General features: G+C 45.4%; 19 protein-coding genes. 8 read left to right on the top strand and 11 right to left on the bottom strand.

The features are described from left to right. Nucleotides 1–128: 128 nt before the first annotated feature. Complete coding sequence (locus tag TK45_RS13830; RefSeq protein WP_131259433.1) at nucleotides 129–977, bottom strand: THxN family PEP-CTERM protein; 849 nt, start codon at nucleotides 975–977, stop codon at nucleotides 129–131. Between the two features lie 214 nt (nucleotides 978–1191). On the opposite strand from TK45_RS13830, the gene TK45_RS13825 reads away from it, so the two are divergent. Next, on the top strand, nucleotides 1192–2772 hold the full coding sequence (locus TK45_RS13825) for an acyl-CoA ligase (AMP-forming), exosortase A system-associated (protein ID WP_131259432.1): 1581 nt from the start codon (nucleotides 1192–1194) through the stop codon (nucleotides 2770–2772). Beyond that, complete coding sequence (locus TK45_RS13820) at nucleotides 2769–4004, top strand: pyridoxal-dependent decarboxylase, exosortase A system-associated (protein WP_131259431.1); 1236 nt, start codon at nucleotides 2769–2771, stop codon at nucleotides 4002–4004. Before TK45_RS13825 ends, TK45_RS13820 begins: the two co-directional genes overlap by 4 nt. A 14-nt stretch (nucleotides 4005–4018) precedes the next feature. Here the strand turns inward: TK45_RS13820 and TK45_RS13815 are convergent, their stop codons facing one another. Next, complete coding sequence (locus tag TK45_RS13815) at nucleotides 4019–5146, bottom strand: hypothetical protein (RefSeq protein WP_131259430.1); 1128 nt, start codon at nucleotides 5144–5146, stop codon at nucleotides 4019–4021. Nucleotides 5147–5153: 7 nt separating this feature from the next. Then, entirely contained in the window at nucleotides 5154–6722 is a 1569-nt protein-coding gene (locus tag TK45_RS13810) for an MBOAT family protein (protein WP_131259429.1), read from the bottom strand. A 118-nt stretch (nucleotides 6723–6840) separates the two neighbouring features. Here TK45_RS13810 and TK45_RS13805 point away from each other — a divergent pair, with 118 nt between their 5' ends. After that, nucleotides 6841–8931, top strand: coding sequence for a heparinase II/III family protein (locus TK45_RS13805; protein WP_131259428.1), 2091 nt, complete (start codon nucleotides 6841–6843; stop codon nucleotides 8929–8931). Then, nucleotides 8931–10145, top strand: coding sequence for a hypothetical protein (locus TK45_RS13800; RefSeq protein WP_131259427.1), 1215 nt, complete (start codon nucleotides 8931–8933; stop codon nucleotides 10143–10145). The genes TK45_RS13805 and TK45_RS13800 overlap by 1 nt, the downstream gene beginning before the upstream one ends. Before the next feature lie 7 nt (nucleotides 10146–10152). Here TK45_RS13800 and TK45_RS13795 read toward each other — a convergent pair whose 3' ends face one another. The 8 genes from TK45_RS13795 to TK45_RS13760 form a co-directional block, all read right to left on the bottom strand. Continuing rightward, complete coding sequence (locus TK45_RS13795; RefSeq protein WP_131259426.1) at nucleotides 10153–11310, bottom strand: hypothetical protein; 1158 nt, start codon at nucleotides 11308–11310, stop codon at nucleotides 10153–10155. 77 nt (nucleotides 11311–11387) lie between these two features. After that, nucleotides 11388–12557 carry a hypothetical protein gene (locus tag TK45_RS13790; RefSeq protein WP_131259425.1) on the bottom strand — a complete coding sequence of 390 codons (1170 nt, stop codon included), beginning with the start codon at nucleotides 12555–12557 and terminating at the stop codon, nucleotides 11388–11390. Between the two features lie 16 nt (nucleotides 12558–12573). Beyond that, nucleotides 12574–13659, bottom strand: coding sequence for a sugar-transfer associated ATP-grasp domain-containing protein (locus TK45_RS13785; RefSeq protein ID WP_131259424.1), 1086 nt, complete (start codon nucleotides 13657–13659; stop codon nucleotides 12574–12576). Between the two features lie 32 nt (nucleotides 13660–13691). Further along, entirely contained in the window at nucleotides 13692–14678 is a 987-nt protein-coding gene (locus TK45_RS13780; protein ID WP_131259423.1) for a polysaccharide deacetylase family protein, read from the bottom strand. A 28-nt stretch (nucleotides 14679–14706) separates the two neighbouring features. After that, nucleotides 14707–15639 (bottom strand): polysaccharide deacetylase family protein, encoded by a 933-nt coding sequence (locus TK45_RS13775; protein ID WP_131259422.1) that lies wholly within the window; start codon nucleotides 15637–15639, stop codon nucleotides 14707–14709. Then, complete coding sequence (locus TK45_RS13770) at nucleotides 15639–17342, bottom strand: asparagine synthetase B (RefSeq protein ID WP_131259421.1); 1704 nt, start codon at nucleotides 17340–17342, stop codon at nucleotides 15639–15641. Before TK45_RS13770 ends, TK45_RS13775 begins: the two co-directional genes overlap by 1 nt. 17 nt (nucleotides 17343–17359) lie before the next feature. Then, nucleotides 17360–18829 carry an oligosaccharide flippase family protein gene (locus TK45_RS13765; RefSeq protein ID WP_131259420.1) on the bottom strand — a complete coding sequence of 490 codons (1470 nt, stop codon included), beginning with the start codon at nucleotides 18827–18829 and terminating at the stop codon, nucleotides 17360–17362. 4 nt (nucleotides 18830–18833) lie between these two features. Then, nucleotides 18834–19496, bottom strand: a complete 663-nt coding sequence (locus TK45_RS13760; protein WP_131259419.1) for a tetratricopeptide repeat protein — start codon at nucleotides 19494–19496, stop codon at nucleotides 18834–18836. Between the two features lie 105 nt (nucleotides 19497–19601). Between TK45_RS13760 and TK45_RS13755 the strand changes: the two genes are divergently transcribed. The 4 genes from TK45_RS13755 (at nucleotide 19602) to TK45_RS13740 (ending at nucleotide 24369) form a co-directional block, all read left to right on the top strand. Beyond that, on the top strand, nucleotides 19602–20675 hold the full coding sequence (locus TK45_RS13755; protein WP_131259418.1) for a hypothetical protein: 1074 nt from the start codon (nucleotides 19602–19604) through the stop codon (nucleotides 20673–20675). Between the two features lie 147 nt (nucleotides 20676–20822). Next, nucleotides 20823–21068, top strand: a complete 246-nt coding sequence (locus tag TK45_RS13750) for an acyl carrier protein (protein WP_165490791.1) — start codon at nucleotides 20823–20825, stop codon at nucleotides 21066–21068. A gap of 164 nt (nucleotides 21069–21232) precedes the next feature. After that, a complete protein-coding gene (locus TK45_RS13745; RefSeq protein WP_131259416.1) occupies nucleotides 21233–22957 on the top strand; it encodes an HAD family hydrolase in 1725 nt (574 codons plus the stop codon). After that, nucleotides 22957–24369 (top strand): SDR family NAD(P)-dependent oxidoreductase, encoded by a 1413-nt coding sequence (locus TK45_RS13740; RefSeq protein ID WP_165490790.1) that lies wholly within the window; start codon nucleotides 22957–22959, stop codon nucleotides 24367–24369. Before TK45_RS13745 ends, TK45_RS13740 begins: the two co-directional genes overlap by 1 nt.

Genomic DNA, 24369 nt, shown 5'->3' with positions numbered 1-24369 from the left:
CGATCCATTTCGTGGAAGGCTAGCTGAGCTTTGAGACTAGCACACCAGTCAGCGGATTGCCTACTTAGTTCTGGGCAAAAAAAAAGCCCGAGAGACTCGGACTTTTTTCGGCTAACTATTTAAAGTTATTAGTTTTTTCTTGCAGACAAACGCAGACCTAATAATGCCAGGCCGAACAGTGCAAGAGTAGCTGGCTCTGGTACTTTCTTAGCGGAAACCGCGAAGAAGAAACCAGCAAAAGTACTTGTCTTTTCTTCAGTTGTGAAACCAACACAACCTGCACTCACGCCTGCTACTGCACACGTTGCGTTGCTCAGTGGACGCAGACCATCAGCACCAATGTGAACGGTGTAGATGTAATCGTTGTAGTAGAAGCTTTGGTTCAGCAAAGAACCATCAAGTACGAAGATATCGTCACATGCAGTTACAGATTCAAAACCACAGTCTGCAGCGTTTGGCTGGTTGTAAGTTTCGATAAATGCAACTTCGAAGCTAGTAGTAAGAGTAACATCACCATCTACTGCTTCAGGTGGTAACAGGGGAGTTAACACCAGTTCAGAAGACAGGTAAGCAATGTTCAGGTAGTCATAGAAATTCTGTAAAGAATTGTTGTAATGAGTAATACCTGAAGAAGTACGCCATTCAGTAGCAGACAGACCGTTAACGTCAACGTCTAACTGAGTGTTTACGTTGCCATCTACCATCGCTGGGTTGATGATCAACGCGCTACGAGCATTGTAACCAGATGCATCGTGGTTAGTGTAATCACCACCCGCTGCACCCCAGCTAAGCTCGGTGTCAGTCACAACTTTGTTTTCGGTGTAAGGAGCCGGAATGTTACCTTTATCAACAAAGGCTGCACCAGTCCATTTAGTGTTAACTGAGTAATCCCAGTTGGTAACGAGTTCAGCGCTAACGCTGCTTGTGAAGGCTAGCAATGCAGCTAAGCCTAACGCTTTAGTTTTCGAAAATTCCATGATACATCAACCTCAATAAAGTACATCAACTTCTGCCCCTTGTTGTAAGCATGTATTGTGCCAATTTGAAAAATCCTATTGTTTCAATGGGTTAAGTCGTTTTGATTGGGTGTTGTGTAAAAAAAATTGACGATATATTTCTATTGCTACTGTGGTATAAACTGACTGTCGCGGGTCTTTTCAGAAAGCGCTAATCAGGATTAAGGAGTTTACTATGACACGGTTTGTCCACGAATTGGTCTCGCATATCGCCCAATCTAAGGGCGACGATAAAGCCTTAGTATTTCAGGACCAGTCTTTATCGTATTCTCAAGTAAATGAATTAATGATGTCGTATGCGAAGCAATTGCACAGTGTGGGGTGCGAGCGTTTCGACAGAGTGGCCGTTTATTTACCGAAAAGCATAGAAAGTGTAGTGAGTTTATTTGCGATAAGTTGTGCGGGTGGGTGTTTCGTGCCCGTCAATCACGTGCTCAAAGCGCCTCAAGTTGCTCATATTTTAAATGATTGTGCTGCGCGTATCCTGATTACTAGTTCAGACAGACTGCGTTCATTGAATGACTGTTTACTCAACTGCGAATCACTGCAACACATTATATTGATTGATAAGATCGTTGAATCCACTGCTTTCCTTGCACAATCCTTGCTCGGTTCTTCTAATTTCACGTCGCAAAGTACACAACTGCCAGGTCCGGCGACAGATCAGGATATGGTTGCCATTCTGTATACATCTGGTAGTACCGGAAAGCCAAAAGGTGTTGTACTTTCACATCGAAATATTATTGCTGGCGCTGAAAGTGTCTCTGAGTATCTGCAGTTAAGCCCAAAAGACGTCATTCTGGCACTTCTACCGATGAGTTTTGATTACGGTCTCAACCAAATCACATCGTCTTTTTTTAGTGGAGCGCCCTGCATACTGATGGATTATTTTTTGGCTGGGGATGTAGTTAAGGCCATTGAAAAGCATGGTGTTACCGGTTTGGCCGCCGTACCTCCTTTATGGCAGCAACTGACTAACGCGAAATGGACGATTCAGGCCGCGAATTCTCTTCGATATTTTACAAATTCTGGCGGAGCCATGCCGTTACCGGTATTAGCTCGACTTAGAGAATTATTTATTGGTGCCAAACCCTTTTTGATGTACGGACTAACCGAAGCGTTCAGAAGTACATATCTTCCTCCCGAATTGATTGACGAGAAACCAGGTTCAATGGGGAAGGCGATTCCTAATGCAGAAATTTTGATTTTACGTCCTGATGGCAGCGAATGTTCAGTAGATGAACCAGGCGAATTAGTGCATCGAGGTCCTCTTGTTAGTTTAGGGTATTGGAATGCGCCAGAAAAAACCGCAGAGAGGTTTAAGCCTTTAACACCTCCTTTTACGGGCTTAACGATTCCTGAAATTGCGGTGTGGTCTGGGGATACTGTACGAAGAGATGTTGATGGTTATCTCTTTTTTGTGGGACGTCACGACGAAATGATTAAGACCTCCGGATACAGGGTAAGTCCTACGGAGGTTGAAGATGCCGTATATGCGGCCCACTCTGATGTGAAAGAAGTTGTCGCTTGTGGGGTGCCAGATGCTGCTTTAGGTCAGGCAATTGTTATTAACGTTGTGCTATCAGTAGATACGTGCCTGCAGGCAAATGAACTGGCAACAATGATAAAGAGGGAATTGCCCAATTTTATGCACCCCAAATATATAGAGATCGTTGAAATGCTGCCACGTAATGCAAACGGTAAGGTTGACCGCAGTTTGATTAGTAAAGCGTCAAGGGAAAGGTATTCAGCATGAGTCAAACAATACCCAACCATGTGCCGATGTCACAATTTTCGGTAAGAGCTAGCCAGTTGCTAATTGGTGAAAAGTCACTTGATGAGATCGCTGTGATGTTGGGCAAGGATGTGTTTTATGCCTACGATTCAGCCGTCATTAATCAAAAAATACAGCAATTCCGTCAGAATATGCCGGACAGGATAAAGCTGCATTATGCGATTAAAGCGAACCCTTATCCGCCGTTGGTAGGTCGCATGGTTGGCTGGGTAGATGGTTTTGATGTGGCATCACATCGTGAAATGTTGGTAGCGTTGCAATCTGGAATGCCGGCTTCAGAGATTAGTTTTGCAGGTCCAGCTAAACAATTACCTGAGTTGGCTGCTGCTATTGTCGCAGGCGTAACATTAAACATTGAGTCGATGACTGAACTTGCCAGGGTAATTGACCTTGGTAAAGAGTTGCGACAACTCCCTAAAGTCTCTTTTCGTGTAAACCCAGCCTTTGAGCTAAAAGCGTCTGGTATGAAAATGGGGGGAGGTCCAAAGCAATTCGGGATCGATGAGGAAGTGTTGTTAGAAACGCTCGGAACACTGGACTATGACACGTTTGATTTAGTTGGATTTCATATATTTTGGGGTTCACAAAATTTAAGTCAGGAAGCTATTTGCCATGCGCACGCTAATACTTTTGGATTAGCCAGCAAGTTGGTTGCAGTTACTCCAGTCAGGGTGAAAAGTATCAACATCGGTGGTGGCTTAGGTATTCCATATTTTATGGGGGAAAAGCGTCTCGACTTGCAGCCCATTGGTGAAAATCTTCAGCATCTCATTGGCCATTATCAAGAACTGAAAGACGTAGAATTGGTAATTGAGTTAGGTCGCTTTTTGGTCGGGGAGGCGGGGATTTATGCTAGCCGAATTACCGATATAAAAGAGTCCCGAGGTCATACATTTTTAATGACCAATGGTGGTCTGCATCATCATCTATCAAATTCTGGAAACTTTGGTCAGGTTATTCGAAAAAACTACCCTGTCGCGCTCGGTAATAAGATGGATTATCCACTTATGGAGCAACAGGTTTCTGCCGTTGGGCCACTGTGCACACCACTGGATGTTTTGGCCGACAAAATGTGGTTGCCGAAGGCGGAGATTGGCGATTGGTTGGTCGTTTTCCAATCCGGAGCATATGGCCCAACGGCAAGTCCGCAAGATTTTCTCAGTCATCCCAGGGTGAAAGAAATTCTTCTGTAAACTCGAGGTTATAGCTAAAGCAGCAGTGCTTGCTTTAGCTTTTGCCACCGCTCCATGCTTTTTGTCACATTTTGATTGTCTTCGGTAATGATGTTAGCGATAGACTCCTCGCTCAGTTTGCGTCCTATGCCATGTTGAGCGAGTTCATTAAGTTCATCTAACATCAAGTCACCTAGCTCAGCGCGATAGTGAGCAGGCTCCCAAAACCAGTTCATTGCTTTATGCGGCTGCTGAAGATCGACGTTTTCCAGACTGTATTTATTGAATCCACTGAAGTCGGTGATTATAAGATGATTTTTGTTTGCCAGATGGGCTAACAATATCTTCCATTCGATAAATTTCTGCCAATACCCGGCATCTTTTAAGGTATGCAAATAACTGTAGTGATAGGGATTGGTAAATAGGTGGATCGTTATATTTTTGGCATTTGCAGCGTCTATGACGTACTGCAGCATAGCTATGCCTTGATTATGTTTTCCGTCTGCAGAAATTTTTAAGGGACGGTTGGAAAGTTGATGTGAAATGCTCCCTAATTTTTGAGTAAACAAGGGGCGAATTCCCTCCGTGGATAAGATTGCCTGGTAACTCTCTGGAATGTGCACTCCGTGACGGTCTATATAATTTGCTAGTTTTTGTTGGTTTATAATTGTCGAGACGCTGTTTGTTAGTGTATCCAGACTAAAAATAAAATTAATTGCGCGAAATTCACCAGCGACACTTGGATGCCACCCATCGTCTACGCTCGGGTCCATGTAGAGAAAATCCAGAAAGTCTAAACTTAGATAAACTTCTTTTAACTCAGGGTTTTGATTTATTTGTTCTATGGTGCGCGCATATTGCTGATCAAGGCTAAGACCCGGAATGCCAGAGTTATAAACACGCCTATTGGAAAAGGTAGGATGTTCTGTGCTGAGGCCCATTTCGACTCTTGAATTGCCCATGATGAGGACCTGTGGCCGAATCGCGGTCAACCGATATCCCTTGGTTTGTCTTCCTCGTTCGGATGACTCGGTCTTTTTCGCATTAAAACCATGAATAGTGGGTGACCAATACAATCCATAGGGATCTACCAGCCAATTGAAGCTACCAATACTGGCAAGTGTAATTGCGCCGAAAATCACGAATCGTAAGAGATAGTTCATGCCAGCCTCAGAATTGGAAATATAAAAATTCGCTAACTTGACCGAGCGTGATCAAGCCAAGCACGAAAGCCATCGCACAGAGCAATGCCCATCTGGATGTGGGTGACCATACCCAGCGCTTAGTCACTGCAAATGCTGGCCATACCGCGTCTGTTGTATCAAAGGATTTATTGTCCAGTGAATTGGTAACTCGGCTAAAGATATCCTGAGTGGTGGGCAAGCAAAGGCTTACCGTCGTGAGTAACAGTATCCAACACCAAGTTGAAACGAAGGCAGCCCCACCTTGAGTGTTACTGGTGATATTAAAAAACTGCAATACAGCTTCGATACTCCCTAAGCGGGCATAGATTGCATTGGGCAGTGAGAGTCCGTTGAAGCCAAGCATGGATTGAAGCAAATTAACGGCACCTTCAAAGGTAGTTGCACGGAAAAACACCCAACCAATAACAACGGAGATAAACGTAACCAGCCATGCGAACGCTTTATAAGCTGAAGATTGTCTGCCGGAAAAGCCAAGCATATCTAATAGTCGTAACCACAACTGATGCAATGTCAGGTATCCGCCGTGTAACGCGCCCCAAATGATGAAATTCCAGCCTGCACCATGCCACAATCCACCTAAAAGCATCGTAATAAATAGGTTTTTATACCGATGTACAATGCCTTTTCTGTTCCCTCCTAACGGGATATAGATGTAGTCTCGCAGGAAACGAGAAAGTGTCATATGCCAACGTCGCCAAAATTCGGAGATATTGGCTGCTTTGTAAGGCGAGTAAAAGTTTAGCGGTAATACGATGCCAAACATGCGCGCTAAACCTATTGCCATATCTGAATAACCAGAGAAATCAAAATAAAGCTGGAAGGTATAACAGAGTGCCCCTCCCCAAGCGGTAAAAAAGTCCAGAGTTTGGCCGCCATCAGCAGCGGTAAAAATAGGATTGGCATACTCAGCTATGCCATCTGCAAGAACTGTCTTCTTAAATAAGCCAATTGCAAAGATCGACAGTCCAATACTGAAATGACGAGCGTTAAATCGATAAGTGCCGGCTCCAGAAAATTGAGGCAACATTTCTTTATGATGAACGATTGGGCCTGCAATGAGTTGCGGAAAGAAAGACACAAATAGTAAATAGTGGAGGAAGGAATATTCGCGGGTTATACCCTTGTACGAATCAACCAGATAGGCAATTTGTTGGAACGTGAAAAATGATATCGCCAGAGGTAGAAATACATGCCCAAAGTTCCAAGATGTATCGAAAAGCACGTTGATATTGGTAACGAAAAAGCCCGCATATTTGTAGTAAGCCAAAAAGCCAAGATTTGTTATGACTCCAAAGGTGAGGAGTATCCGATTGTGTCGACTATCGCTAATTGCCTGACCGAGAAAGTAGTTAAAAAACATCGATCCAACCAGCAAGATTAGGTAGATCGGATTCCACCATCCGTAAAAAAATAGTGATGCTATGACCAGTAATGCGATAGCGGGCTCTTTTCCATAGCGTGCCGCAATTGTGAAAAACAGGATGAGGGTCAAAGGGAGAAAGTAGAATAAGAACTCTACAGAATTGAACAACATAGTGGGGCGCATCCTGCCGTTTTATTTTATCGACTAGCATAATAAAGCAGCCATCTTCATGCTACCATCGATTTCAAACTACGTCGCTTAAGGCGCAAATTGAGTAATAGGGAATGCAATGAAAGTTCGCCAATCACAGCAGGAGATGAAAAAACGGCGTAGAGTAAAATGGATGTTGATGTTGGGAGGGGTTATTGCAGCCTTTTACTTTTTCACGCAATCCAACATCATTGACATGATTTTTGAAAAGTCTGGCATTGATAAGCAAGTGAAAACGCTTGGCGTGACACTCGCTTATAGCATGCTTGATGAAAGTGAGACCACGCAGCGATGGCTTGAAACCAAAGGTATCTCTGAGGAATTGCGCGCATCCGCTGCTCAAGCACAAAGTCTGCTGGACACACGTCCTCGCATAATTAGCACAGTGGGAGATGAGATTGCGATACGGAACAATCTCAGCTACCACGATACTAATCTACGTCTGCTTTGCGAGAGTAAAACCCCCCAATCCGTAGTTAGCTGTTTTGCCGCAACAAAGTCTTCTAATAATGCTGATCGACTTTATCGCTATCTGAATTCAGGCTATCTCCATCCGTGCAGTGCGGGCAACAATAAGGGAACTGCCTGGCTATTTGCGATGGGTTACGATCAACTTAAAGCAGTTGGCTATTCTGCAGATTATCAGCAAATCGAAAGTCGCATTGAAGAGGGGCTGGAGCAATGTTTGGATGTGTTGGATGGCTATAGTGCTTCTATGTGGCATGGGCGGTTTTCGATCGGTGCTGAAGCTTACATAACGGCCGCAGCGCTATACCAATCGGGCCCTCTGCTTGATCGGGCATTTAAACATTTTTGGCAAAGTATTCTCGCCCTGACTATTACTGAAGGGTGGCCGGAGAGTTATAACTATTGGATCCAAAATCGAGCCATTCCGTTTTATCTGGCGGTAAATACCTATCTGACCGTAGGTAAAAATGAAGAATTAAAAGCGCACCTGCGGCATTTAGCGCTGCGAAATGGATTGTGGCATATATATATGACGCGCCCTGATTTTCAGATTCAGGCTAGTGGCGATGAGGGCAGTAAAAGTGATCTAAAAGATGAGTCCAAAAAGGCTATCGATTTGATCGCGCGAATCACCCGAAACCCAGTTTTCGCCACTTATGCGCAGTTACTTCATCAGCAACATCGTAACCGGGGCTATCACGCCAGCTATCGATGGTTGATTCCCTTCACCTATGATCCCAGTGTAATTCCGCGTGACAATCCGACCGGTAGCTTGGCTGTATTCGATGGCTGGTTGCCGAATGATCAGATATTTGGTGAGGGCTTTCTCAATCAAATTGTTATTCGCGAGGGGTGGGGAGCACAGGATGCTTTTTTAATGGTAACTGCTGGACAACAGTTTACCCATCACCAACATGCAGATGCGGGACACTTTGTTCTATTTGATGATGGCAAGCCGCTCATTACGGATGGTGCTAGTTATGCTTCAATCAAAAGCCCATCAAGACTCTATTATGGTGTTCGGAGTACGTCTAAAAATTTACCAAATTTGGCTAACTCTGACGCTGATTACAAACCAAATAAACTCTTTGTCAGGGATGTGCGCGATGGCACTCAGCGATTGATTATGCCAACTGGCAGTGCCGTAACCTCAGTTGACAACTGGTTGATAAATCTGGGACGTGGGGCTGATTTTGATCGTGCCAGACTCGTCAGGTACGAGCACACGGCAGTAGGCTATGAGTTGACTCTGGATTTAACGGCGGCTTATTACCATAGCGGTAATCGTGAAGATAAGCGTGTTTTACGTGAAATTATTTTTAACCCGGGTCAGTCGTTGCTGGTTCAGGACGAATTGGTAAACATAGATAGCGAATTTTTGTATCACTGGAACCTTCAAACCGGAACGCAAGGCCTAGTTTGTACCCCAGGAGACCAGGTACAAACATTTGTACTGGTAAACGGTAGTCAGGTAGAGATGTCGGGGTCATCTAATCGCGGCTGCGACTCAGATTTAGCGCGTCAATTCAAAAAGGAAGTCGGGGATGCACTGGCTGACATTGAAGAAACGAGTAAGAAAAAGCCGTGGTACGACGGAGTCCCGATGATAGTATATTGGTCAGGACAGGCGGGTACTCACACGACTATTCGTGGGCTGAATTATCGAACCCCACAACAATCAACAATGGAGCATGCGAAGTAATGAAAACCGAGGGACGTCAATTTACAGTAATGGTACCGCAAGCAGATGCAATGGGAGCAATTGCGGCCATTCGATCCCTTGGAGAACATGGATACCGTGTTATTGCTGCGTCGAACAATCCAGAGGCACTGGGTCTTAAGTCGTCTTTTACCGCGAAAGCAATATTAAGCCCCGCATACGATGAGGGTTATATAGATTGGCTACGTGGACTGATCCAAGCTGAAAAAATTGACGCTATCGTACATAGCGAAGGCTTTTTGGTTGCCATTCGTGATGCGTTTGATGAGTTTAAACATCTGATGTGTCTGCCTCAGGCCGAAGCTGATGCCTACTTGAGTATGAGCAAGACAGAGACCTTCGCGTTATTTTTGAATAGCGACGATCCACTGTTAAAGGCAAACATACCTCCGACAGCCGTCATTTCCCCCATGCAGCCGGCGAATTGGTCAGAAATTAGCACTTGGCCTCTGCCTTTGTTTGTTAAAGGCGATGCCACATATGCAAATGATGGTGAGTCCAGCGTGGTCAAGCGACTGCTAACGGTTGATGAAGCCAAACAATGTGTTGAGGAGTTATCAAAGGGATTCTCTGAACTTTTAATTCAGGGTTGCGTAAAAGGAGCCAAGGCTACAGTAAACGTAGTTATTGAAAACAACCAAATCTTGGCGGAATCCATGGTGTTAGCAACGCATCACAATCCTCACACAGGCGGACTGACAGCGCTTCGACATAGCTGGTGGCATGAAGAAATGTACCAAGACGCGTTGTTGCGTCTTAGGGCTCTACGCTGGCAGGGCGCGGCGATGGTTGAGTATGCCTGGGATCAGTCTACACAAACTTTTAATTTTATAGAGCTAAATGCTCGCTACTGGGCAGCACTTAACGTTGATATTCTGGCTGGATTACACTTTCCTGCTATTCAGATGGACAGTTTTTTAAAGGGTAAGCGTCCGGATATGCCATTAAGGCTGACCAAAAAAATCTGTGCCCGACATACCTTTCCGGCTGACTATGGCTATTTGTTGTCGTTAGCGAAGGATAAGCAAGTGGGAGTGGGTAAGAAAGTATACGCACTGGTTGAATTCTTTTGGTTGATGCTACATCCGGGAATCAAAGCCGATTTGTTATACCCGGGAGATCGTAAGCTTTATTGGATTAATCTGGGCGCATTTCTGCGCCGTTCATGGAATGATATTAAACGTAAGTTTGTGTAACGGTTGGCTACTTCTGCTGATTGGTGACATGGACTTTGTAAGTAGACCATGTGTTTCTGCGCATACGTCGCACTACTGGTCCGAGTAAGTCGCCCACAAGCAGTTTGAGTAATTCGTCAGCGTGATGTTTTATCCAAAAACGTCGCACCCGATGTCTCAGCTTTCTGGCTACTGCCTCATAGCCGCGTTCCTCTGCGAGATATGCCAGTTCTTCGACAAAAGGCACGGCGGCGACACTGGTAACCTTAAAATCAGCGATATGGGCGATGTCTTTTAACTCTGGTAATGCCACACTGTGCATAGAGAAAAACTTCAGTGCTGTCATTGTGCGAATACACTTGTGACATTCTCCGCAGTTTCTATCGACGTATTTCCAGCATACCTGAATATTGTTGAGCAACTCTGGGTTGTCGGCAAGTTTACGGGTTTTATCTACCCGCGACACATCAATACCATGGTGAACTATTCGGAAATCGTTGCCAGACCAAAGAACATCAGTTAGCGGATGGCTTCCCCACGGGAACAAATAATCTGATGTAAAGCTTGAGGGTATATAAGTATTTTTAAAACCAAGAAACGTTGCAATACTGCCTAACGCGATACCATGCTGGAATTGATGTGATACGCCCCAGGCTTCTGTAAGTTGACGATAGTTACTGGCAATGTGTAGAAGTGTTTTGCCCTGATTTGCTAAAAAATCGCGCTGGCGTCTTATCAGGTTTAGCCACGCATCTGGTTGCTCTCTGCCTTCAAAGCTGTTCAGGCAAAGTACAAAGTTGATTTCTGGCTTGCAGGCGAGTGTATAGCTGCCATCTATACCCCCCGAGAAAAATGAGGCACTGTCATTGTTGAGAACGATGTCTTCTTTTTCGCAGGCAATAATGCTTACTTGTTTGAGTTTTCCATTCCACTGACAGTAGATACTTTGTAACGCAGCGATACTGCTCAGGTAGTCAGTGCTTACCGGTAAAGATTCATCGAGGTGAATCTCCTGTCCTTCATACATGGCATGCAGTAACACCGCGCCAACGAAGAAGTTACCCGCACTTCGCGGGGTAATACTTTCATCCAGTTCGATCCACAATGGTACACCGTCCACCAGAGCCTGATAGCGTATGCGAGAGTTTTGAATTTCAGTGGAAAATCCGTGAATCCTGATTGGCACCGTGGTCACCTGTAAAATTTGGGACGCCCCAAAATTTGCTCAAAGCATCCCAATTGCTCAGCAAGTCTGTTGCATGATTAGGATGGATGTTTGTCGTCAACCCTGACTCGATAAGTCGACCAATCCTGGCCACGAAATTTAAGTATCGCTTTTCGCAGTGTATCACCAGTTAATGCTTTAATTGTTTCCTGCAAATGAAAAGTGAGCCAAAAACGGTCGATTTTACGAAATAATTTCTTCGCTATGTGTTCATGTCCTGTGTTCAAAGCCAGCAGCGCAAGCTCTTCAACGAATGGTACAGATTGTTCGCTCTTGACGTCATATGTCAGTAACAGATTAAGGTCTTTCAGAGCGGGCAAAGCTTCGGACTGCATGCCAAAAAAATGCAAAGCCCCCATCGTTCTCAAACATTTATGGCATTGACCACAGTTTCCAATCACATGTTTCCAGCATACCTGAATGTTATTTAGCAGCATCGGATTGGCAGCAAGATATTTGGTTTTTGCTACGCGCGTAATTGGTCCATCATGAATTACGTTTCGGCCATTTCCAGACCAGAGAGGATCGGTTAGCGGGTGACTGCCCCATGGATAAAGCAATGTGGCGTTGAATCCTGACGGGATGAAAGTCTTCTCAAAACCTAACAGCAGTGATAATGCTCCTAAAATGATGCCGTGTTGGAATTGATGTGAAATTCGCAGGCGCTCGGTCAATTCACGATAATTACTCGTGATTGAGATTAGCGTGACATTGAGTTGTGCAAGTACCTGGCTATGACGACGGATAAGAGCCTGGTATTCAGCAGGCTGCTCGCGACCTTCAAATGTATTGAGAGTAACCACATGCGATATGTCGTTGAGGTGACGGGCTAATGTATAACTACTGTCTATCCCGCCTGAGTAGGTCGACACACCGCCACAGTGCACAGCGCCGATGGATGATATATTGTCGGCTAAAATTTTGGTTTCTTTGAGTTTCGTATTCCACAAACAATAAACTGGTTGTAACTCGAATAGCGAAGCGGATAACTCGCTGGAAATGCCGATATCTGGGGCGACGCGAATATTTCTGTCTGAGACCATCGCCTCGAGTAACATACACGCGACGAAAAAATCTCCGGGACATCGCAGAGTAATGTTATCGGGGAGCTCAAACCACAATTCATTACCGTCGGCGTCAACAGTGTAACGTACGCGTCCGTTTGAATGTGACAATTGAAGCTGCTGAATCCTTAGCTCGCTCCGCATAGCGCCCCCTAGTTAGTTATTTACTCAACCATTTTTGTGCTGCTTGCTTTAATTTTATCGCCGGGATCGGGCCTTTTGCCGCACTGTCTTTATCTGGCAGTGGATTGGTTTCTATTAACAAAGGCCCGTCCTCTGTTAGCGAAATGTCCAAACCTACGAAGTGGGTTTGCGGCAAACGTTTTAACACCTCACAAGAGAAATCGACAATCTCTTTCCATCGAGGTATCACCACGCCGGTAAGCTGTGCTTTGGTATCCGGATGCTGGGTCAAATTTGGTCGGACTGGATCGGCTGGAAGCAGCCCTTGTCGTAGCGTACCTGTTTTTATATCGATTCCAACTGTTATGCCGCCGGCACCGCTATTGTCAGTGAGTGAACCTTTGCGTCCAATTCGAATAACGGCGCCGATAAGTTCGATTTTACTGCCGTCGTCCAACACCCATGCACGGATGGTATTGACGCTGGTATCATTGAACTGGGCTATCCCCGCCGCCTGAGTGACATAGCGTTCAAATATTAATTCGACTTCATTGTCGTCATTAACGAATGTCTCGATCAGGTCTCGTAATTTGATGCGTTCATCAGAGAATAATTTACGTACCGATAACTCTCCGTTTTGCATTTCGATGGTGCCAGCATAAAAGCCTTTTCCGCTCCATCCTTCACATAATTTAAAGCAAATCTTTTGACCGACAAAGTTAGTCAGATAGTCACTTAATTGCACTATGTCATTTAGTGGATCGCCTTGCGCAGTTACCCCTCTTTGAAAGTGATAGTAACCTAACAGTTCGGCGCTATTGATATGCAATGCATTGTAAAGTGCTTTCTCAACGAATTTATGTTGAGTTATTTTGCGGTACGCAAGTGGATTAAGGATCTCGATCGCACGCGTATAGTCTTTACTGGAAAGATGTTTCGCAACCTCATTCGGATTGAAATCTTCGCGAGCCAACCCTGTCATGATGAAATATTTGTAACCTAAACCATAACTGACCTTTGCGCGTAACGCGCCGGTCAGAATACTAAAAACTGACCTGCCGGAAATTGCAGATTCGCGACGTACTATGTCTAACAAGGTCGAGATAGAAGTAACAACAGACATGGAATGGGTTCCAGATTAAAAAGTGAAAATGGTTATCGAAGCTTTCTTAACAACGTCATGAATCCGGTCAACTCGGCCTCAAATTCGAGACTGGAGACAGCATTAGAGTCCATGATACGTGGCAATTCTAATGGATGGTCTTCAGGGCTGACTATCTCATTGTGTGTTGTTGTGGCGGTGGCAATATTCAGTGACTGCAACCAATCAAATTGCGCTGGCACATATTCCCCGCTGGGGTAGCAAAAATGGTGGGTGGATTCGCCCAGGTGCTCATGAATCCACTGGCGATTACGTTCAACTTCCAGCTCGGCGGTAGTGCGGTCATCCTGAGGGAACGTATGACGATGAGTATGTAACTCAATTTTACACAGATTTTCTTGTAAGCGTTTTAAGGCTGCAATGTCGAGATAGCGGAAGCGCCCCGCATGCTGCCATTGTTGTATATCCACGCAACAAATCTGCGCCAATTCCTGCAAAATAGTTTGACGTTGCTCAAAGCTTAACTCGGCCTCCCTGCTGGAGATATCTTGAGTAGTTAATTGCCGTTTATGCGTTAGCTGGTAAAGATAAGAATCCCCTGCCAACTCAATCGAGCCGCCTTGTGACCACATGAGATAAGCGACAGCGACATTAAATACCGGTACTTGTTTTTCGGCGTAATAACTAGAGAGGTAAAGTGTGGAAGGCATTGCATGTTTGGCCAGTTCGGCAACCATGAACTGTTCAATACCGGCCCAACCATCGTCTATTGTGATGGCAGCTTGGTGAACGCCATATTGTTTACTTTGATGCATTCCACTCAATTCATCCAGAGAAATGACCTGATATCCCCACTTTTTAATGAGCTGAATGCGTTGTGCAAATGTTGAAGGCTGCATGAACAGCCCGGGGCGAAACAGGTGCTCGTCTTCTAAAGAAATGCCATGGTAGCAAAGAATTCTTGGGCGAGAAGCCGTGAGGTGTTTTGCCAGATGAAACAAACCGAACAACCGACATATACTCAAAAATAAACGTTTCACTGACTTTCCCTGCGCAAACACTATCTCGTTAGTATGCTTGATTTTGCACTAGTCTGAGATGGAATCGCAATGGTGTTTTGTCCCATGGCGTAAATCTGTGTAATTTGAAAATGCATGACTCACGGGTTGAAACACCCTTACGGGTAGCCACTGCACTCTTAAATCCTAAGTTACGCACAATATTGACCGTAGTTTCGGTAAAATCCTGGTCGGGAATCCCATTGGGGTAAGCGAAATGAAGTACTGGCTTACCAGCCCATGACTCCAGTTGTCGCTTGCATTGAGCAATCTCTTCAAACTGCTGATCTTCATCCAACACAGCCAAAATAGGATGATTGACAGTGTGTGCACCTATTTCGATGCCTTTTGCAGCGAGTGCGGCGATCTCTTCGGGCGATAACATCAGATCTTTTTGCGGTTCGATCTGATTTTCGTCATAGATTTTTTTCAATTCGCTGTTTCTTGTTTCAATTGGCAAGTATTTCAGCTGTTCGATTAACTCTTTGAGTAATTGTCTGCGTTGGTCATAGTCGCCCAATTCGACGTCCTGACCATTTAGCAACAGGCTAGCGCGCGACGCATCGCGGAACAGATGATATACCTTGTCGTTCCACATCGTGTTGCCTTCGGAAAAGCCAGTAGCAATAAAAATGGTGGCGGGAATGTTGTATTTCTCGAGAATCGGTAATGCTACAGATAAATTATTTTGATAGCCATCATCAAAGGTGACACAAATAGCATTGGCAGGCAGGGCATTTTTTTGTAATAGGTCGATTGCGGAGGAGAGGCTGAGAGGAGTGAAGTAGCGGCTGATTAGTTTCATGTGCCACTCAAAATTGTCTGCGGTTATCAAGCCTCTCATTAATGGGTCTGGCTGACTGAGTACCTGATGATATTGCAGAATACTCAGCTTTCCTTTGCCAAATAATTTACCTGTTAGCGATAACAGATGGTGAATCATCAGTCCCCCTCGTGACGTTGCAACCAGAGTTCCAACACCACAATAATCCATATCAATACACCATAGTAACTAGCGTGTACGCTGGTGTGCGCTTCCAATACTTTGTCTATTATTTCGCCATTTAAGATATTGCGCTTGCGGAATTTTTGCAATGACTCTAACGCTAAATTCTTTAAACCTTCGTGCTCGTGAAGCCACACGCCAAATGGTAAGCCAAATCCGTGCTTTTCTTTATCGAGTGTTTCGTCAGCCAGGAATCCACGGCAGGCTGACCGATAAAAATGTCTGAGTTTTTGACCGGGTAATTTAGCGTTGGCAGATATGTCACAACTGAAGTCCACCATTTCGCGTGTCAGGAAGGGATAGGCTACATTCACACCGGCCATTTCACACATGGTATTCACTTTGACTAAGTCGTTATCTGCCAGGGTAAATTTCCAGTCCAGAAATAGCATTGCGTTGGTTGGATCATTGCTTTTGCATGACTCGTAACGCGCCTTTAATTGTTGCGCAGGTAAATCTTGGTTCACGGTACGCAAAAAATTGTCGGCAAATATGTTTTCTGCGCCGATCTGATAAATAAAGTTATGGGTCTGAAGACGCAATGGTAGCCGCGTCTCGGCCTGGCGGATGTAGCTGGCAATCTTTTTAAAGCCGGGCAGAGTTGCCAGTGGCGACTTTACAAAAATGCCTCTGTTTATTGCTCGGATAAATCCGGGAACACGCAAATAAGGCTCAAATATTTTCTGCTTGGCATAACGTTCATTGCCAGCAAAAATCTCATCGCCACCATCTCCGGCAAGTAAAGTATGAATCCCATGCTCTTTTGCAAATTTGGCGCAAAAGTATGCGGCCATTGCCGATGAATTACCAAATGGCTCGTCAAAGTATTGGGCTATCTCGACAAACTTTTCCAGTGCTTGATCTGGCTCAAGATACAAAACCTGATGATCAGTGTTGAAATGGTTCGCTGTTATCAGGGCAAACTCAGTTTCGTCATATCCTTTAGCCCGAAAGCCAATAGAGAATGTTTTTGCTTGAGGGTTAATAGCCGCCAATTTACCGGCAACACTTGAGCTATCCAGTCCGCCACTCAAGAACGCTCCTGTTGAATCATCCATTTGTTGAGCGACGGCATCTTGCAAAATATCCAGGCACTGCTGCTGTGAAGTCGCAGTGTTGTCTAATTTTTGAGTAAAGTCCGGATTATAAATCAGTGTTGATGACGGTTGCGTGCCATCTTGCCAACATAAACCCATGCCTGGCTCTAGCTTCGCTACCTCTTGGTAAATCGTTTGCGGCGATGGAATGCAGTGGAAATAAAAATATTGGTATATCGCTTGATTTGATAGGGTAAACGACAGGTTGTCGAGTGACTTTAACGCATTCAACTTACCTGCGACGACTAACCTGTTGTTTTGCAATGTGTGGTAGCAGGGCTGCAATCCCATGTGGTCGTTTGCCAGCCAGATGTGCTGTTTATCTTGATATATCAGCCAAAAATGACCGCTGAATTGACCCAGAACATCGGTTATGTCGCTATGCTTTTGCAAATGTTGCAAAGCAGTCTGCGCAGTTAGTTTTTGTCCGTTAAGATAGACAGCACCACGTATTGCGAGGAATGCGTCGTCAGATTCAGCGTTATCAAGCAAGTCCTGTTCAGGCAATATCAATGTGATTTGTTTAAATGGACGCGTTAGCATCGTTAACTCCTTAATATTTATTTTCCTGACCTGAAATGCTTGCGAGGTATCTTGTTCAATATAAATGCTTCAACGCTGTTTTCTGGCTTGCCACGCAATTTGTACAACAGCGTCAACGTCAGTAAATAGGTTAATCCACCAATGACTATTTTTACTGGTAGTAACAACCAAAATGGCAAACCTTGCAGAGGCAGGTAATGTAACATTGACCACATCAGGAGCGCCGCCAGCACAGGTGGGATCCAGCCTGTTAAGTAGTTACGCAGAGAGAATGCCATTGCCCGCGAGACAAAGTACAGAATTAGCGGTAACGCGGCAATCGTATACAGAAACAAACTACGAGGTATATCGGTGTAGCTGCCAAAGTGCACAGTCAGTGCAATTGCAATACTGATCATGGCGGTACGCATCCACACCAGACGGTTGGATAACTGCTCTTTACCCAGAATAATCAGAAACTGTCCACTGAGAAACATCATGATACCGCTAATCATAAAGAACAGACTAAACCAAGCGAGCATAGGTGCAGCCGGTAACCACTGCTCACCAAGCAGCGTCTGAATAAACTCGGGTGCAACCGCATTAATACCTACGCCAAGGGGGACAAAGGCGTAAACAGCAAGCGTGGTTGCCATTTTGAAAAATTTCTCTCCCTCACCTGAGTCTTTCACAATAGAAAAATTAGGCGCGAGACCGCGAATGATTGGCAACATTAATTCGAAAGTGAACATTGCACCGATATTAAGAGCCATATGGTATCGGCCAATAAATTCAGTGGTACCCAATCGTCCCGCAGCGATCATGTGAATTTGCGTATTGAGATAACCGGCAATGGTTGCTGGTATAGTGGCTTTTGAATAAGCCAGAATTTCACGCCATTGATACAAGCTAAAATGTGGTCGAAATGGATGGAGTACGTAACTGTATATCAGTGCCACCGCAGACGAGCAGATTTGCCCTAAAACCAGCGCCCAATAGCTTTGCAACCAGATCGCCAGACCAATCGTAAAAATCACCGAACTGATTTTGGAGTAAAAGGTAACTTTAAAATCCAGCTTAAAATTGAGGTGCTTTTGCGCGATATAAATGCCTACATTACGGCAGCCATCAAGTAGTCGCACAATAATGAGGCAGTAGATGATTTGTTCTAGTAATGGTTGCTCAAAGAAATCAGCGGCATAAGGTGCGCCGATAGCCATAAATATCGAAACTACGACTGCCTGCATCACGCTGGCTGTCCATACAGAACTGAACAGTTGGTCGTTATCTTCCTTGTGGCGAATCAGATACAAATGCAAATTTGCTTCGGTGAGTGCCAGCAGAAAATTAATAAAGATTGACGATAACGCGACAATTCCAAAATCTTCTGGTGTTAGCAATCGTGCCAATACTAAGGTATTGAGTAACCCAATAAATTTATTGCTGTAACGTGTCAAAAAAGACCAGCCAACGCTGGAGACAACTTTTGTTTGTGACTGTTGTGACATGTGCTTACTTACGACAACCTCTGGTCACCATTGATTGGAGCCCTTGTAACGGATATCCGGCTCCGTATGCCGCTGCGGCGTATTGTTTAGCCAGTTCGATTTCACCCAGTTTGCAGTAGGTGAGCCCCAGATTGTACAGGTTTTCTATATCGTTGGGATTAGTTGCTTCAATATGTTTAAAGGGCTGCAACGCTTGTTGAAAATTTCCATGCTGAAAATAATGAATGCCAAGCACTTTATGGGTTTCTGTGTGCTGAGGGTAAACATTAATAGCGCGCTTTATCAGACACTCGGCACTATATGGTGGTTTGTTATGCGCGTCGTTGAGCCGAAATGATTCCAGTTCGGTGTACTTTTTTTCATAACGGGAATAGGTCAGCAACACTCTCGGGTGGTTAGGGATTATTTTGAGAATAAAAAGCATATCGCCGGGAAGACGACTGGTTTGCCCTTTATTGAGGTTTTGCACATCACTGTTGAAGTGGTGTTTCTCAACTAAATTGACCAAACCCTGAGGAGTATTTCCATCCGGAACACGAGCTTCAGCGCTGTAATAGTCCCAGGGATGACCGGAGCGCGACCATTCCATTTCATTACAGTCAACTTGGGCATTGGCAGTAAAGCTAGCTAATAACAGCACCCAAAGTGCAGGCAATGAAAACTTCATGTTGGCTCAATCCTGTATCCGGGAATCCTGTCTGCAACTCAACACGAATTCATGTTACGGTGTTGTGCAGCGCTCGCCCAATTCTGAACGGAATGCCTATCATCCATGCATAGAATTTTAATGTCCAGCTTAATCTATGCGTGCTCAATACTGCCGTCAGCCGCCGAAGTTGGCCGATGGGAGGTCATTCCGAATACGCAATTAAAACAAATTTGTCCTACCAACAAATTCAATGATTACCCTTATGATTTCAGTTACCACTGTGGAACGGTAACAGGTGCTTGGAGTGGGGCCGCTCTTAGCCAGCAACGCGGTACTTTATATATTTGGGGCGGCGGCCATAACGATTACTATGGTAATGAAATTTATGGATTTAATATTCGCGACAAACATTTGCTTCGATTAACCGATCCTGCTTATCCAGCCAATGCCACAGGCGCCCCTAAATCGGAACTCTCTCCATTTGATGGAACTCAGCCAAATGGCAGGCATACCTACGATGGTTTAAATGTGCTGGAAAAGGCGGATTTACTGTGGGCGTTTTCGGGGTCATTGGCCAGTGGCTCCGGAGGCGCAGATCGTGAAACATGGTTAATGGATCTGGCCACCCATGAGTGGCGAAGAGACGCCGCAACGGGTGATATTCCCCGAAAAACGTATGGCCTGGTGTCAGCTTATGACCCCATCAATGATCGAATATATTTGCACGATACCTACAGTTTTTATCAGTACCAATATACGCCGAAAGGTGGACGATACCTGCGTTTGTCAGACAGTCAGATAGGGTTAGATTTGACGGCTGCTTTTGACCCACTGCGTAAACGGTTCCTCATGCTTGGTAAAGGCAAACAGTTTTTGATTAGTACAGCGGATGGTTCCGATTTCCGGCGGCAAAAGATACCACTTCCGTCAGATTTAAAACCGCTACATGAGACCAACGCCCCAGGGCTGGTTTTTGATTCGAAACGAAAGCGATTTGTGGCCTGGGCAGGAGGGCCGATGCTGTTTATACAGGATCCACAGACAATGACTTGGCATTCTATAGTGACAGTGGGGGCACCAAATAAAGCGACGACAAACGGAACTTTCGGACGTTTCGCGTATTGGCGGGAGCGAGACCTGTTTGTACTGATTAATAATGCCTCGGACAATATTCGCGTGCTGAAGTTGGCAGAGTAAATCTTGAATTACAAGTGTATGTCTTGGTCAGTAAAGTTTTTCCTTGTTTCGAGCAAGGCAACTTGGTTCTCCAAGTAAAATAAAAGTGTATATTGGGGCGTTAATCTCGTTAATATGTACAAAAAACAATCATCAGGAAGTGAGACTATGAGTGAACGCACAGAAGTATTGAGCGCATTGGAAGATATTTTCGATGACGTATTCATGGATGCAGACGTTTCTTTCAGTGATTCCCTCAGCAGTGATGACATTGAGGAATGGGACAGTCTGGCGCAAATTCGTTTGCTCACAACAATTGAAAAGCACTTTTCTATCCAGTTCGAAATTGAGCAGATAGACCAACTTAAATCAGTGTCTAGCCTGGTGGATGCAATTCTGGCGAAAATGGCATAAGTCACGGGAACAGGGATTTAGACGTGCAGAACCGGGATTGGTTACCGCCCGTAGCGGACGATTTTAAAACTATTTGTAAACAGATTACTGAGGGCTCAGCCGATAGGGCGAGTCTGGCAAGGGTGCTCCACACCCAGTTAGACGTCAATCAATGTACCAGACTAATGAAGGCAGTATGCTCCGATGCGGGGGCATCGGTTATTGCATGCGGCTTCGCTCAAGTAAAGCTTGGGATTGTCAGCAACAGTACTCAAGACTTATTAGTTGCGCCGTTATTCATTGCAGGACTGCGACGGGGTGTGTGGCTCAACATCTGTCTGGCTGATTTTGATCAGGCCTGGCAGGAGTCACAGTCGGTCAATTCTAAATTATGTCAGTTTGGTCCCGATTTCATTTTGATTAATCAGGATTACCGTGGTTATCCCTTCGCCAATGGCGGAGTGAGTCAGGCTAAGTCGGATGTCCGAAGCAGTCTGGACTTCATTACTCAAGTCGCGGATGGTTTTCTCGCTAATGCCGGCGTGCCTTGTATCGTGCAAAATTTGGCTTTACCACCGGCCAATCTGCTCGGCAATTTTGATATTCGCCACCACACTGCACTAAGTGCGACCATCCTTGCATTCAATCAACAGTTGGCCGAGCGACTTTCGGATAGCCCGCATTATCTATTGGATGTTTTTAGTGAAGCGGCTCATCTGGGCGGCACCCAGTGGTTCGATCAGCGCAGTTGGTTGAGCTCTCGCATAGCCCTGTCGGAAGAGGGCACGCTATTTTATTGTGAACGTGTCGCTGCGTTAGTTGGCGCTATAAAGGGAAAAAGTCGTAAGTGCCTGGTGCTGGATCTCGATAATACCTTGTGGGGAGGTGTCATTGGTGATGACGGGCTGTACGGTATCGCAATTCAGCCAGGAACGCCTCGTGGCGAAGCCCACTTGCGCTTACAGCAGTTGGCGCTTGAGTTAAAGCAAGCAGGCATAATTTTGGCTGTATGTTCTAAAAATGATGAAAAAAATGCGTTAGAGGCGTTTCAGGTCCACCCAGATATGTTGCTAAAAGAGACGGATATAGCTGTCTTTGTGGCTAACTGGCAGGATAAGCCGACTAATCTTCAGTTTATTGCCACTACTCTGAATATCGGTATCGATGCATTGGTATTTGTCGATGACAATCCTGCTGAGCGAGAAATTGTCAGAAAGATGCTGCCTGACGTGGCGGTGCCTGAAATGGGTCGTGACCCCTCTACGTACGCTGATATTTTAATGCGGGCTAATTACTTTGAGTCATTGTCGCAAACCGAGGATGATTTGCACCGTGCAGACCAATACCGGGCTAACGCGGCGCGCTCAAAGCTGCAAAACAATGCCACTGACATGCAGGAGTATTTGCGGTCGCTGGAAATGGTCGCACGGGTTGAGCCATTTCTATCTTCCAACATTGTTCGCGTGACGCAGCTGGTGAATAAAACCAATCAGTTCAACCTGACGACAAAGCGCTATACCCAAGATCAAATTGAACGAATGGCAGCTAATGTTGATATGCTGACGTTGTCAGTAAGGCTGGCCGATCGCTTCGGTGATAATGGCTTGGTGTCCGTCGTTATTTGTCATAAGCAACCCATGCAGTTGGAAATTGACAGCTGGTTGATGAGTTGTCGGGTGATCAAGCGCGATCTTGAACATTGGATTTGTGACTATCTGGTTGAGCATGCAATTACGAGTGGTATAAATCAGATCATCGCACGCTACTTACCTACCGAAAAAAATGTATTGGTAGAAAATCTGCTACCAGAACTCGGCTTTTGTTGGGATGAACAGCTGCAGGTATGGTCGCTAGATACACGACATTACCAGTTTCACCGGCCGCCTATATCCAAACTGGAAGCATCGTAATGTTCACGATCTCTCATGCCCAGAGCAAAATGTTTGCTGACTTATCTGCTGATTGGAATCCCATGCATGTTGATCCAGAAGCCGCTCGCCGTGTGCAGTTCGGCGACACGGTAGTACATGGAATTCATGCATTGTTGGCTGCCTTGAATGCCATGTGCAGTAACATCTCACAGCCAGCATGGCGAATTGTTGCATTGAAGGCCAATTTTGTCGGTCCGATTTTTCAGGGTAGCTCGCTAAATATCGAGATAAAACGCGCACAGGAAAATGAATATCGAATAGCGCTGTTGGCTAATGGTAAAACCGTGCAACAGATCCAGTTTTCTATCGAATCAACGGAAACGGGCGCGGCTATTTTGCAAAAAGTTGAGTATTCACAAGCGCTACCGGATCACCTGTCTATCACTGATGCTTTGTCATTCAACTATAGTGCGATGGCACCGTGGAATGTTAATCAGGCCCGTGCGCTTATGCCGGCCTTATCTGCAGCTGTGCCGGATTATCAAATTGCGGCTCTGCTGGCTACCACTCATGTGGTAGGTATGAAGTGCCCGGGTATCGACAGCGTGTTCACTGGACTTCAAGTAAAGTTTTTGACGCCCACGACCTCGCCCACTCTGTCATTCAGTGCGTGTACAACGAGTACAGATGAGCGATTTAATAGTGTGGCGCTGTTGATTAAGTCCGACTCTTTTGAAGCTCGCATTGACGGATTATTCAGAGAAAAACCAGTAGCGCAGCCCGCATATGAAGTAGTGAAACGACAAGTCGAACGCACTGCATTTCATACTGTTAAAGCTTTGGTAGTGGGTGGTTCACGGGGGTTAGGAGAGCTTGCAGTGAAGCTGCTGGCAGCAGGTGGGGCGCAGGTTGATTTCACCTTCGCCCGCGGTGATAAGGATGCAAGACGAATCTTGTCTGAATTGCAGGCTGACGGTGCTCGGGCCGCTTGTTTCGGTTTTGACGTCACAGACGTGAGCACGGAACAATTTGCCAGACTGGCATGCGACTATTCCCATATATTTTATTTTCCTTCTCCACAAATCGGGCGTAATGATGGCCCATTTGATTTGAAGAAATTTCATCGGTTTAGTCAGTGCTATGTCGATGGTATGGTGAACCTGCTCAACCATGCCGCCCGTGTTCGTCAAAAGGGAAGTGCGCTACGTGTGGTCTTACCCTCAAGTGTGTTTGTGACAGAAGGCAAAAAAGGTTTTGCCGAATATATTGCAGCTAAGGCGGCCGCTGAAAGTTGTTTGCTGCAAATCTGTGCAAAACAATCCAACTGGCATGCAGTGATCAGCCGCTTACCCGCTATGGCGACTGACCAGACTGCTGGGGCTGCTAGTGCGGATGATGTCGAAACGTTAGCACACATGACTGATTTTGTGCGTTCCGCTGTGGAGGGATAA

The sequence above is a fragment of the Bowmanella sp. JS7-9 genome (assembly GCF_004329715.1).
Taxonomy (GTDB): Bacteria; Pseudomonadota; Gammaproteobacteria; order Enterobacterales; family Alteromonadaceae; genus Pseudobowmanella; species Pseudobowmanella zhangzhouensis.
Note: the sequence above shows the minus strand (reverse complement) of the source record. Positions and strands in the feature narration are given on the sequence as shown.